This is a genomic window from Streptomyces hyaluromycini (genome assembly GCF_002217755.1).
Classification (GTDB): domain Bacteria; phylum Actinomycetota; class Actinomycetes; order Streptomycetales; family Streptomycetaceae; genus Streptomyces; species Streptomyces hyaluromycini.
The window spans coordinates 409,495-422,945 of the sequence record NZ_BCFL01000025.1; the positions used below are offsets into that span (position 1 = coordinate 409,495).

Consider the following 13,451-nt stretch of genomic DNA (forward strand, 5'->3'; position numbering starts at 1 on the left):
GGAGGACCCCATGAGTGAGAGTCCGTACAGGGGGGAGTTGGCGGCATCGGAGCAGCGCCCGCAGGACATCGCCGTGATCGGCATGGCAGGGCGCTTCCCGGGAGCCGCCGACATCGACGAATTCTGGCGGAACCTCACGAAGGGCGTGGAGAGCATCACGTTCTTCTCGGAGGACGAACTGCTCGCGGCCGGAACCGATCCGTCGCTGCTGGCCGATCCGAACTTCGTGCCCGCCCGGGGCATCATCGATGAGTCCGACAGTTTCGACGCGGCGCTGTTCGACATCACCTCACGTGAGGCAGCGACGATGGATCCGCAGCACCGGGTGTTCCTGGAGTGCGCCTGGACCGCACTCGAACACGCGGGCTGCGACCCGACGCGATTCGCGGGACCGATCGGCGTCTTCGGGAGCGCCGGGGCCAACCGGTACTTGCGAGCCGTCGGCGAGGCTGCCGACCGAGTGGATCCTTTCCAAATCGCGATCGGCAACGAGAAGGACTTCCTCACCACCCGCGTCTCCTACAAGCTCGACCTGCACGGTCCCAGTGTCACCGTACAGACAGCGTGTTCGTCCTCTCTCGTAGCCGTGCACACGGCGGCGGAGTCCTTGCTGAACGGCGAGTGCGACCTCGCCCTCGCCGGCGGGGTGTCGCTGATGTTCCCGCAGGTCTCCGGATACGTCCACGAGGAGGGCGGGATCACCTCGCCCGACGGCCATTGCCGTCCTTTCGATGCCGACGCCCGCGGCACGGTTCCGAGCGAGGGCGTGGGCATCGTGGTGCTCAAGCGTTTGGAGGACGCTCTCGACGACGGTGACGAGATCCACGCGGTGATCAAGGGTTCGGCGATCAACAACGACGGCCGGGCCAAACTCGGATACACCGCACCATCCGAGACAGGCCAGGCGGACGTGGTGGCAGCCGCCCTGGAGGTCGCCGGCTTCATGCCGGAGAGCATCAGCTACATCGAGACTCATGGAACCGCCACACCGCTCGGTGACCCCGTGGAACTCGCGGCTCTGACAAGGGTGTTCGGCAAGTCCGCAGACGGCGTCAAACACTGCACAATCGGCACCGCGAAGTCGAACATCGGCCACCTCGACACCGCCGCGGGCGTCACGGGGCTGATCAAGACCGTGCTCTCGCTCAAGCACGGCCTGCTCCCGCCGACCCTGCACTACGAGCGCCCCAATCCCGAATTGGGTATCGAGTCGGCCCCGTTCTACGTGAACGCCTCGCTGTCATCGTGGCTGGCCCAGGACAGTCCGCGGCGGGCAGGAGTGAGCTCGTTCGGTATCGGCGGGACAAACGCCCACGTCGTGTTGGAGGAAGCCCCCCGCGCCGAGGCAACTGCGTCGTCAACCGAATGGCAGGTGCTACCACTCTCGGCCCGCAGCGATCAGGCCCTGCGCCGGATCACGGCTGATCTCGCCGATCACCTGGACCGGACGCCAGCGGCAGATCTCGCCTCCGTGGCCGCCACCTTGCAGCTCGGCCGCAAACGCCTGGAGCACCGGGACAACGTCGTCACCCGGAGCACCGCTGCCGCGGTTGCAGCACTCCGCCGGCGAGCGTCGGCCGATGCGACGACACGGAACAACTCCCCCTCTCTCCAGGTGGCGTTCATGTTTCCCGGGCAAGGCACACAGCGCCTCGGAATGGCCGCGGGTCTCTACCGTTCCGAGGAGGTCTTCCGCTCGGAGTTCGACCGCTGCGCGGAGCTGCTCCTGCCGGAACTCGGACGGGATCTGAGGGCCCTGGTGTGCGACCCGCCCTCGAAGGGCGACGATGAAACGGCGCTCGATGACACCGGCCTTGCTCAACCAGCCTTGTTTGCAGTCGAGTTCGCTCTAGCCAGAACCTGGACCGCCTATGGGGTCTCGCCCACCGCCATGATCGGACACAGCCTCGGCGAGTACGTCGCCGCGTGCCTGGCCGGCGTCTTCAGCCTGGAGCAGGCTTTGGCGCTGGTCTCCTTGCGTGGCCGACTGATGAGTTCCACCCCGGAAGGCGGCATGCTCGCCCTCCCCCTTGCCGAGGCCGAGGTCAGCACCCTGCTCCAGGGACGGCCTCTCGAAGTCGCCGCGGTCAACACGCCCGCGCTCACCGTGGTCTCCGGGAACCGAGCCGCTCTCGCCACCCTCCGTAACGAACTCAGCGCCGCGGGAACGGCGTTGCGACCACTTCACGTCGAATACGCCTTCCACTCACAGCTGATGGACAGCATCCTGCCCGCGTTCGAGAAGGCCCTGCACGCGCACCAGCTCCAGCCGCCGTCGATTCCGTACCTGTCCAATCTCAGCGGTACGTGGATCACCGACGCACAGGCAACAGACCCTGGTTACTGGACAGCCCACCTGCGCAACCCGGTCCGCTTCAGCGACGGGATGGCACAGCTCCTTCAACTCCCTGATTGCCTGCTGCTGGAGGTCGGACCGGGCCGGACGTTGGCCTCTCTTGCCGCTCAGCACCCGCGCGCGGGCTCCGCGACCGTGATCTCCTCCCTCGGCCCTCATCGGAGCGGTCCGAGCGAAGACGAACACGCCTTTGCCGAGGCACTGGGGGCCTTGTGGAACGCCGGCGCGGATCTGGACTGGACCGCGCGCCGCCGTGCGACACGGCGCAAGGCAGTGCTGCCCACCTATCCCTTCCAACGGCAGCGGTTCTGGCTGGGTACCGACACCAGCATCTCCGTGGCCCAGCCGGCCCTGCCCCCACCAGAACCGCCCGTCCCGCCTGCCCCGCCTGCCGTGACCGCCGTGACCGCCGTGACCGCCGTGACCGCGGAGAACGCTCGGACGACCGTCACCGACATCTGGGAAGAGTTGCTCGGGCTCGACGGCCTCACGCCCGATCTGGACTTCTTCTCCCTCGGCGGCGATTCATGGCTGGCCGTACAGATCATCAGCAGGATCCGGTCGGAGATCGACGTGGTCGTCTCCCTGCGGGACTTCTTCGCCGAGCCGACCATCGCCGGGGTCGCCGAAGCCGTCACCCGCGCCAGGGATTCCTCGGCGTGATTTTCCGGCCGGGCTCCGGTGCGGTTGCTTGATCCGCACTCAGGTCGCTCGACCCTCCTGGCCGGCACACGCGTCCCGCCGACCGTCCATACCACTGGCTTTACGACGACCCCTCATTGGAGCACCCTGCCCATGCCATCCATCAAACTCCTCGTCGGACACACGGCTGTTGTTGTCGCCCTGCTCGCGATGACCGCAGGCTGCGGCAGCACCGCCGACCATTCCGCCTCCGACGGGCCGGTGTCCATCCCCGCCGCCCCCGAGCCCGGAACCTTCCGGATAGGAACACAGCCCTGGATCGGCTACGCGCCTTGGTACATCGCAACGGAGAAGGGTTTCGCCAAAAAGCGCCAAGTCACCTTCAAGCAGGTCAACTTCACCACCGATGACCAACTCAGCGCCGCACTGGCCAGCGGGAAGATAGACGGCGCCAACGTGTCGTCACACACCGCGCTCAATCTGATCGCCTCAGGCGTCGACATCAAGATCGTCATGCTCGAAGACGTCAGCCTCCAGGCCGACGCAATCCTCGCTCGGGCAGACACCCCGGACGTCAAAGCGCTCAAGGGCAAGCGCATCGCATACGAGGAAGGCAGTACCAGCGACATCCTGCTGCGCTACGGCTTGCGTCAGAACGGCATGAGCATCGACGACATCAAGCGTGTTCCCATGTCGGCGATGGACGCCGGCAGTGCCTTCATAGCCGGCCGTGTCGATGCCGCCGTCACCTACGAACCGTACATATCCACCGCGCGCGCGAAGGAACCGAAGATCCGATCGGTGTATACGGCGGCCGAGAAACCGGGGCTGATCTCCGATGTGTTCGTGGTTCGCGGTGACGCCCTGGTCAAGCGACCGGGCCAAGTGGCCACACTGATCAAGACGTGGAACGACGCGATCGGCGAATACGCGGCCCACCCTGCTTCGTCCCAGGCAGTCATCGCCCGAGGCGTCGGCGCAAAGACCGAGGACCTGCGCACAGCATTCGACGGCATCAAGTACTACGGCCGCGCCGAGAACGACGCGGAGCTGACAGGCAAGTACGTCACATCCGTGCTCCCCGAAGTCGCCGCCGTGGCCAAGGAGGCAGGTCTCCTCCAAGGGGACGTCGACCCCAAGTCCGCGGTCGACAACCGCTACCTACAAGGCGGGAAGTGAACCATGACCAACCTTGTGGGCCAAGACCGAGACTCCACCGTCGGGCTCAGCAGGCCGACTCCACGCGTTCCTCGACGCCCTGGGCGGTTTCGTCGGACGGCGTCCACGGCCGCCTCGGTGACGTCGTTCTTCGTGCTGCTCGGCGCCTGGTGGCTGATCACCGAGTTGAAATGGGTCGACAAGCTCTTTCTGCCGAACCCGGCCGCCGTACTGACAAGGCTCGGGGAACTCGCGTCCGGCGGCGAGCTGGGAGAAGACCTGGGCGTATCGGTCTACCGGGTGGGAGTCGGCTTCACCCTGGCCACCGTCCTCGCACTGCCGCTGGGCATCCTGATGGGCCGATATCGGCTCTGGGCAGCCGTTTTCGAACCCGTCATCGACTTCATCCGCTACATGCCAGTCGTCGCCTTCGTACCGTTGACGATCCTGTGGGTGGGCACGGATGACGGCCAGAAGTTCCTCATCATCTTCATCGGGACGTTCTTCCAGCAAGTACTCCTGTTCACCGACAATGTCCGCCACATTCCCCAGGAACTCATCGACGTGGGTCGCACCTTGGGCCTCAGCCACCGCCGGATCCTGCAACGCATCGTCGTGCGAGCCTCCGCGCCAGCGCTCTGGGACTCCCTGCGTGTGAGTCTCGGTTGGGCCTGGACGTGGCTGGTCGTCGCCGAGCTCGTCGCGGCGACTTCGGGCCTGGGTTACCGCATCACCATCGCGCAACGCTACCTGGCCACAGAAACGATCATCGGCTACCTGCTGGTGCTCGGTCTCCTCGGCCTTGCCACCGACCAGATCCTTCGCCGTTTGGGGGCTCTGATGTTCCGTACGGCCACACCCCACAAGTGACAAGGACCAGTCGTGCACCGTGACACCGCTCATCTGCGACTACGGCAGATCTCCGTGACCTTCGGCGACACCACAGCCGTCGCACCGTTCGATCTTGAGGTCGCGCACAACGAGTTCGTCTCCCTCGTCGGTACATCTGGATGCGGCAAATCCACTCTCCTGAATGTCGTAGCCGGGCTGATACCACCGACCAGCGGAACTGTCACCCTGGGAGGCCACCCTGTCGGGGGCCCCGGCCGTGATCGCGGCATGGTCTTCCAGAAGTACACCCTCTTTCCTTGGCTGACCGCCGCGCAGAACGTCGAATTCGCCCTCCGGGACAAGCCGGACCTGCCCCGCAGGGAACGCCGCGCCGAAGCTCTGGACCTGCTGCGCCAAGTAGGACTCGGCGGTCGCGAAGACGCCTATCCGGACCAGCTCTCGGGCGGAATGCAACAAAGGGTCGCCATCGCGCGAGCTCTGTCGTACCGACCCGAGGTGCTCCTCATGGACGAACCCTTCGGCGCGCTCGACGCCCTGACCCGACGTGTGATGCAGGACCTGCTGACCCAGCTGTGGGAACAGCACCGTCTGACCGTTCTGTTCGTGACCCACGACATCGAGGAAGCCGTGTACCTGTCCGACAGGGTGATCGTCATGAGCGGCACACCGGGACAGCTCCGACGTGAGATCCCCATCGCCCTGCCCCGCCCCCGGAATCGCGACCTCGCGTCCGACGAACGATATCGGGAAGCCTGCGCAGAGGCATACGAAGAGATCTTCACCGCCGCAGACACAGCCCTCTCCTGAGCGCGAGGGAGAAGTCTCGACATGCCCCGATGGAAGCCGCGCACTGTGCTGGGTGAGAGCCCTTCAGCGCGCTACGACACCGTGCTCGCCCACGAACACATCTTCCTTGATCTACGGTGCTGGCTGGCAACCGATGATCCGCACTACCCACTGCTCCAGCACCAGCAAGTCGGGAAAGACAACCTGGACTTGGTCCGAGGCAATCCGTTCGCCTGCCCCGACAACCTGGTCCTGGACGACATGGAACTTGCCGTCCGGGAACTCACCCGGCTGACCGCGGTCTCCCCGCTCCCCCTGATCATCGACCTCACTCCGGACACCATCGGCAGGGACACCAAGCGACTGGCCGAGGTGTCGGCACGCACAGGTATTGACATCATCACGGGGTGCGGACCCTACATTGACAGCTCCTGGCCATTGTCGCTGCACGACGCGTCAGCCGAACAACTGGCGGACGCCATGGTGCAGTCCCTGACCGATCCCGACCACCCAGCCGGAGTCATCGGCGAGATCGGCACCAGCAGCCCGATCACACCACGGGAGGTCACGGCACTCACCGCAGCCGCTCAGGCGCACCGGCGCACCGGCGCACCCGTCTTCGTGCACCTGCACCCGTGGAGTCCCGAAGGCGCTGAAGCCCTGGACACACTCGAACGCCACGGCGTCGATCCAGCCCGAGTCAGCCTCTGCCACCTAGATGTCCGCGGCGCGGGAGACACGACGATGCTGACCAGTCTGCTCGACCGCGGCTGCTACGTCGCTTTCGACATTTGGGGCGACGAGTACCAGTACGGCCAGGTCCGCATGCCCAAGGACGCGGAACGCGTTCAAGCCCTGCTCCAGCTTGTGGAACTCGGTTACGCAGATCGCTTGACCCACTCCCACGATGTGTGCACCCGTACTCAACTGACGGAATTCGGAGGAGTCGGCTACGACTATCTCCCCCGCCTTCTACCCGACTGGCTGAGGAACGCAGGTCTCGGTGAAGAGGTTGTGCACCAACAACTCGCCGGCAACGCGACACGACTTCTGGGATTGGACCAACTGACACCAGCGGCCTCAGAAGAATCCGGACGGTCCCACCTCATCACCTGGCAAGGGAGGTAGAGCTTTGCAGTCAAAGAGCCTGCGGACCAGGCAAGTTGACAGCGAGCCCCTGAAGGAGGGGCTGCACGACGGTTTCGCGCGCATTGCTCGCTCGCATCCGAAACGCACAGCACTCATCACAGGGAACCGTCAGGTGTCGTACGGTGAACTGAACAGCAGCGCCGAACACTGGGCCGTTCAGCTTGAGGCGGCCGGTGTCAGTCGCAGCGACCTCGTGCCGATCGTGCTACCGCGGTCGGTGGAGCTGGTCGTGGGATTACTCGCGGTTCTCAAGCTCGGGGCGGCCTATGCGCTCCTCGATCCCCAGTGGCCGCTCACTCGACTCAATGCGGTGATCGACGAGTTGGATCCACCCCTGGTCGTCGGACCGCCGGACATGACGGCAGGACTTGCGGCGCCCCTTTGGTCACCTTCGGCCACCGGCGTCGAGAGACCCAACAGGCGTACGTCGATGAGTGTCCGAGCATCCGACCCGTGCTGTGTCTTCTTCACGTCGGGGACCACAGGGCGGCCCAAGGGCGTGGTGACCCCGCACGGCGCGACGACGCGGCTGTTCCGCACGGATACATTCGCCGATTTCGGCATGGACACGGTTATCCCGCTGGCCGCCGCGACACCGTGGGATGCCTTTTCGCTGGAACTCTGGGGCGCCCTGTACAACGGCGGCACCTCGGTTCTGATCGATGAGCCTTTTCTCACACCCACGGTTCTGCGTGATCTGATCGCGAGTGCGGGGGCAAACACGGTCTGGCTGACCAGCAGTCTGTTCAACCTGATCGTTGATGAGGACCTGGAGGCGATGAGCGGCCTGTCCCAGGTCATGACCGGCGGTGAACGCCTCTCGGTGCAGCACGTTCGGCGGTTTCTCAAGCGGTTCCCCGACACGACCCTCATCAATGGGTATGGCCCGGTGGAGAGCACCGTGTTCACGACCACGCACCGCATCGAGCCCGCTGACTGCGCTCGACCGGGCGGCATTCCACTGGGCCGTGCAGTACCGGGGACGTCCGTCTTCGTGCTCGACGGCAGCCGTATGTGCGCGGTGGGCGAGACCGGGGAGATATGTGTGGCGGGGGACGGACTGGCCCTCGGCTATCTCGGGCAACCAGAGCTCACGGCAGAGAAGTTCACCTACATCACGCTGGACGGCGAACAGGTGAGGGTGTACCGCACAGGGGACCTGGGCGCCTGGCAGACGGAAGGGGTCGTCGAGTTCCAGGGGCGGATCGATCGCCAGGTGAAAGTCCGTGGCAACCGTGTCGAACCGGCCGAGGTCGAGCGGCAGATCGAGGTATTGGCGCCTTCCGTGTCCCACTGCCAAGTGGTGCCCCGCTGGAACGAGACCGCACGCGTCCACGAGTTGATCGCTTTTTGTATTCCGGTGTCTCCAGGTGATGTGCCGTCGGACCTGCAGACCGTGCTCGAACAGCACCTTCCCTCCTACCAGCGTCCCGTCGCGGTGATCTTCCTCGACTCGTTCCCGTTGACCGCACGCGGGAAGCTGGACGAGCAGGCTTTGCTCGCCAGAGTGCCGCAGGCTCCCATGGAGGAATACGGCGCCCCGATCGCTGACGCATGGGTCCGCCTCGTGACCGATTCCTTCGCGTCGGTGCTCGGCGTGACAGGGGTGCCACCGCAGGCGTCCTTCTTCGAACTGGGAGGCTCCTCTCTCACCGCGGCACGCGCCTGCGCGAGGATCGGTAAGCACGTGGGCCGTCCGATTCCGTTGTCGCGGATGTACGAGTACCCAACCGCCGAGCAACTCGGACCCTGGCTGCACGAGACGCAGAGCGACCATGCAATACCACCCCTGGGAGCGGGCATTCCGCTGACACCGATGGAGTTGGTGTTCCTGACGCGGCATCTCGTGGCGCCCGATGACCGATCCGGGTACTGCCAGATGTTCTGGCAGCTCGACGGCGTTCTTGATCAAGAGGTTCTGGAAGGGGCGGTCGCCACCGTTCATGAGCGTCATCAGTCCTTGCGGACCGCTTTCCGAGTCGATCCCCTGCCCTCGGCCTGCGTCAGCGACATCCTTCCCCCCGCCCTGGAACTACAGGAGGAACGGGGGACCCTCGACGACGCCATCGAAGCGCTGGTGGAGCTCTTCTCCGAACCCCTCGAACCTCAGGAGGCGGACCTGTGGCGCACCGCGCTGGTACCAGTGGCGGAGACCGGCGGCTGGCTCTTCGGTCTGGTGGTCCACCACATAGCCTTCGACGGCTGGTCGGAGTCGGTCCTGGCACGAGACTTGTCGAATGCCTACTCGGGACGGAGTCATTCCTCGGTTCCGCCCACGCCGACAGAGCGCGCCCTGCTGTTGTCGGCGAGCGCGGCCGGCGTGGATCTCGACGCCAAGGCGAAACTGGTCTGCACTGAATTCCAGGATGTGCCAGAGATCGGCTGGCCGGAACCACCCGGCCCCGGGGACTCGGGTACAGGGCGCCTCGCATTGTCCCTGCCCGCAGCGATGGTGGAGGCACTGGACGCCCGAGGCAAGACGCTCGGCGCCGGCCGGTTCGCGGTGCTCCTCTCAGCATGGGCGAACACAGTGGCCGAGGTCTGCGACCAGGGCGACTTCGCAGTAGGCATTCCGGTTGCCCAGCGCACCGCGCCCGAACTCAAGCATGCGATCGGATGCTTCATCACCATGGTGCCGCTGCGTCTTCGCGGAAAGGCCCTGCTCGGCGGAGCGGCCGGCGTCCACGAGACCGAGCGTTTGGTCCGGCGAGCCTTCAGCCGCAGTGACGTGCCTTTCCCTACCGTCGCGCAAAAGGTGGGAACGACGACTCCAGGACGCCCTCCGGTCTTCCAGATCCTTTTCGCCATGCAGGACAACGATCCACCGGTGCTCAACTTGGCAGGTATCACCAGCGTGTTCATACGCCAGCCGTATACGGCCCTGCCTCTGGAACTACATCTGGAGATCTGGCCGGAATCGGACGGTGGGCTAAGGGCAGTACTCTCATTTCAGCGGGAGGCAACCACTGAGGCCACCGCGCTGGAACTACTCAAGGGTTTTGACGATCGCCTCGCATCCATCGTCGGATGAGCCTCTTCATGGCCATCGCGCACCTCAACGGGAAACTGTCGAATAGCGACAAGAACAGAACCCCGATCGGCACCCGACAACACTGCTGCAACCCGCTCCTTTGCACCGACCCTGCACAGATGACCACCCCTTGGCCACCCAGCCCCTGGTTGCGTCCAGGGAAGTGATGTACTGGTTCGACGTGATCCGGACGTTTGTTCCGGCATCAGGATGGTGCCCGCTCGTAGATGAACGGCCACCGGCTGATCTTCGAAGTATCGAAGCCTCGAAGGAGATCAGCACGATGACCGCACCTGACAGTCTGCCCCGGCACGCCCTCGCAGAGGACAACCTCGCCGCGACGAGTCCCGATCTGCTGCGCGCGATGGTCAAGACGTTCGCCGACGCGCTCATGTCCGCGGAGGCCGACGCCCTCTGCAACGCCGAGTACGGGCAGGTCAGGAGCAATGCTCAAGACCTGTGAATCAGGCTTGGATTGGCGCGTGAAGGGCGTACCTTCCCGAATGATCCTGTGATGGTCATCGATTAGGCCGACGTTGGCGCGTCGTCGGGAAGGCACGCCCGTGATCACGGTAGTCAACGAAAGACGGAACGACACCACACGGCTCCCCAATTGACGACATCGTCCGCAAGGGCGCACGGCGGATGATGGCCGCCGCGCTGGAGGCGGAAGTCAACGCCTACATAGCTGAGTTGGCCGATCAGCGGGACGAGTCCGGGCGGCGTCTGGTCGTGCGCAACGGCTTCCACCGGCCGAGGAAGGTCACGACAGCGGCCGGGGCGATCGAGGTAAAGGCCCCGCGGGTCAACGACGGGCGCGTCGACCAGTTCACCGGGGAGCGCAGACGGTTCTCCTCGGCGATCCTGCCGCCCTGGGCCCGCAAGTCCCCGAAGATCAGCGAGGTGCTGCCTCTGCTTTACCTGCACGGCCTGTCGTCGGGTGACTTCGTGCCCGCTCTGGAGCAGCTCCTCGGCCGGCCTCTCACCCGCCACGGTCACTCGGCTGACCGGGCAGTGGCAGGCAGATCACCAGGCATTCGGCGAGCGCGACCTGTCGGCCACCGACTACGTCTACGTGTGGGCCGCATCCACCTGCGAATCCGCCTCTCGGAGGCGAAGTCCTGCGTGCTGGTCGTCACGGGCGTGCGTGCGGACGGCGCCAAGGAGCTGATCGCGATGGCCGACGGCGACCGGGGAGTCCGCCGAGTCCTGGGCCGACCTTGCGCCTGCCGAAAAACTCATCCGTCCTGGTGGGGGCTGGTGTACGGGTGGTGTCGAGCGCGGGCGCTCGGGCGGGTGCTCTGGGCACCTGGTGAGTGCCCCGGCAGGATGATCTGTCGTGCTGCTTCGACTTGCCCATCCGGGTGTGGCGAACGTGTTCGCCCTGCTGCGGCTGCTGCCGGTGAGCAACCGGGACAAGGACGCGGAGATCCTCGCGCTGCGTCATCAGATCACCGTGCTGGAACGCCGGCTCGGCCGGGATCGGGGGCGGTTCGCCCCGAGTGACCGGGTGTTCCCGGCCGCGCTACTGCACCGGCTCCCGCGCGGTGTGCTGCGCCGGGCACGGCTGCTGGTGCGCCCGGACACTGTGCTGCACTGGCACCGTGACCTGGTCTCGCGCCGCCACGCGGCCCGTTCCCGGCCGGGGCGTGCGGGTCGGCCGCGTACCGTGCGCTCGATCCGCGTTCTCGTGCTGCGTCTGGCGCGGGAGAATCCCGGCTGGGGCTACCGGCGCATCCACGGCGAGCTGCTGGTTCCGGGCGTGCAGGTGGCCGCCTCCACGGTGTGGGAGATCCTGAAGGAGGCGGGGATCGACCCGGCACCCGAGCGGGGTTCCAGCACCTGGACGGACTTTCTGCGCTCCCAGGCCGATGCCCTGCCGGCATGTGACTTCTTCGAAGCGGTCACCCTGTCCGGGGCGCGTCTGTACGTGTTCGCGGTGATCGGGCACGCCGGCCGGCGCATCCACATCCTGGGCGCGACGGCGCACCCGACCGCCTCCTGGGTGGCACAGGCCGCCAGGAACCTCGGCATGGATCTCGAGGATGCCGGCTGCCTGGCCCGGTTCATAATCCGCGACCACGACGGGAAGTACCCCGCCCCGTTCGACACCGTCCTTGAGGATGCGGGGATCGAGGTCGTACTCAGCGGGATCCGGCTGCCGCGGATGAACGCGCTCTTGGAACGCTGGGTGCAAACCTGCCGACGCGAACTGCTGGACCGCACCCTGGTCCGGAACCAGCGCCACCTGCTCCACGCCCTGCGCGAGTTCGAACAGCACCACAACTCCCACCAGCCCCACCAAGGCATCGCAGACGCCCGCCCGCTGCACCCCCCGCCACCGCCGATCACCGACCCGGACGCCATCGCCCACCTCGACATACGACGACGCGACCGCCTCGGCGGCACCCTCCACGAATACCAGCATGCGACCTGACCTGCACGGACGAGATTCTCGGCAGGGACACCGTCCCCCTCACTCGGTGGCGACTTCAACCGCGGTAGGTCCCGGCTGAGCGGCGTGGCCGACTTCTGCTCGTGCACATGTTGGCGAGTGCTCCCCCGGAGCGATCCGTCGGCGCAGAAGCCCGCGCACCGGTCTGCGTGTTTTCTCCGGCCCGGCCGAGTGGCAGGCGGTCGTCGATCACCGAGTCGACGGCGGCAACGAGCCGACATTCAAGGCGACTTTCGGTTGCCAGGCAACCTGCGTCGACTTCTTACCCTTTTCACAGATGGCACACAAGCACCTCCTCCCGTGCCTGCAAGACGTGCACGACTCGTCCCGACCAGACGCAGAAAGAGCACCCATGACCAGACACCACCCCAATGCCTTACGGCGTTCGGCGGTCATCGCCGCTGCCGCCCTCACCGTCGGCGCCGCCGGAACCCTCGCCGCGCCCGGCGCGGGAGCGGCGACACCGGCGGGCACGCCGAAGCTCGAACTGATCGCCACCACCCCCGCGGTGACCGTCGACCGATGGGAAGGCGAGCCGGGGGTCTATCTGGACCTCGGCACCTACATCACGGTCGACGGGGGACCGTTCGAGCTTCGGGTGACGCGCAAGTCCTACAACGACCCTGTCGTCGCGTCGCAGGTGATCCGCTCCGGCGGCCGGACGGTGACCAAGACCCTGCCGAAGGGCCTGGTGAAGGACTTCTCCGGCCTTCCGGGCTTCCTCAAGGTCAGCATCAGCGACGAGTCGGGCGCGAAGAAGGTCGACACCACGCAGTCGTTCTGCCCGAACAACCGGGCGGGCCGGATCCGGCCTGACGCCCCGGCCACCTCGAAGTACCCCGACGGCTGCTCCGACAACCCGTTCGCGCTCGGAGGGGTGTGGGGAGTCGAGAAGGGCTGGGCGGCCGCCACATCCCAGGGCTTCCGTGGGGACAACGCTATCGACCTGCCGGCCGGCGTCTACACCGCGAAGGTGTCGGTGGCGAAGAAGTACCACGACCTGTTCGGAATACCCGACAAGA

At 65.9% G+C, this 13,451-nt stretch carries 8 protein-coding genes and 2 pseudogenes; all 10 read left to right on the forward strand.

Annotated elements, in window-relative coordinates:
* The first annotated feature begins 37 nt into the window (after positions 1-37).
* The gene (locus SSP29_RS34170) at positions 38-3,019 is read left to right on the forward strand and encodes a type I polyketide synthase (RefSeq protein WP_218036940.1); all 2,982 of its coding nucleotides are present in this window, start codon (positions 38-40) and stop codon (positions 3,017-3,019) included.
* Between the two features lie 132 nt (positions 3,020-3,151).
* On the forward strand, positions 3,152-4,177 hold the full coding sequence (locus tag SSP29_RS34175) for an ABC transporter substrate-binding protein (RefSeq protein WP_089104746.1): 1,026 nt from the start codon (positions 3,152-3,154) through the stop codon (positions 4,175-4,177).
* 117 nt (positions 4,178-4,294) lie between these two features.
* Entirely contained in the window at positions 4,295-5,026 is a 732-nt protein-coding gene (locus SSP29_RS34180) for an ABC transporter permease (RefSeq protein WP_218036941.1), read from the forward strand.
* A 54-nt stretch (positions 5,027-5,080) separates the two neighbouring features.
* The gene (locus tag SSP29_RS34185; protein WP_245883358.1) at positions 5,081-5,815 is read left to right on the forward strand and encodes an ABC transporter ATP-binding protein; all 735 of its coding nucleotides are present in this window, start codon (positions 5,081-5,083) and stop codon (positions 5,813-5,815) included.
* Positions 5,816-5,836: 21 nt separating this feature from the next.
* Complete coding sequence (locus SSP29_RS34190) at positions 5,837-6,922, forward strand: phosphotriesterase family protein (RefSeq protein ID WP_089104749.1); 1,086 nt, start codon at positions 5,837-5,839, stop codon at positions 6,920-6,922.
* A 4-nt stretch (positions 6,923-6,926) separates the two neighbouring features.
* Complete coding sequence (locus SSP29_RS34195; RefSeq protein ID WP_150135440.1) at positions 6,927-9,974, forward strand: non-ribosomal peptide synthetase; 3,048 nt, start codon at positions 6,927-6,929, stop codon at positions 9,972-9,974.
* A 283-nt stretch (positions 9,975-10,257) separates the two neighbouring features.
* Positions 10,258-10,413 (forward strand): annotated as a pseudogene (locus tag SSP29_RS34200) (IS256 family transposase); the annotation flags it as partial.
* Between the two features lie 209 nt (positions 10,414-10,622).
* Positions 10,623-11,480 (forward strand): transposase, encoded by an 858-nt coding sequence (locus tag SSP29_RS61360; protein ID WP_368669273.1) that lies wholly within the window; start codon positions 10,623-10,625, stop codon positions 11,478-11,480.
* Positions 11,362-12,411, forward strand: coding sequence for an integrase core domain-containing protein (locus SSP29_RS34210; RefSeq protein WP_368669274.1), 1,050 nt, complete (start codon positions 11,362-11,364; stop codon positions 12,409-12,411). The genes SSP29_RS61360 and SSP29_RS34210 overlap by 119 nt, the downstream gene beginning before the upstream one ends.
* A 370-nt stretch (positions 12,412-12,781) precedes the next feature.
* A pseudogene (locus tag SSP29_RS34215) lies at positions 12,782-13,451 on the forward strand (lysyl oxidase family protein); the annotation flags it as partial.

Bases quoted from the DNA above. Each gene is read 5' to 3' on its own strand.
- SSP29_RS34175 (WP_089104746.1), top strand. From the start codon at position 3,152: ATGCCATCCATCAAACTCCTCGTCGGACACACGGCTGTTGTTGTCGCC.
- SSP29_RS34190 (WP_089104749.1), top strand. From the start codon at position 5,837: ATGCCCCGATGGAAGCCGCGCACTGTGCTGGGTGAGAGCCCTTCAGCG.
- SSP29_RS61360 (WP_368669273.1), top strand. From the start codon at position 10,623: ATGGCCGCCGCGCTGGAGGCGGAAGTCAACGCCTACATAGCTGAGTTG.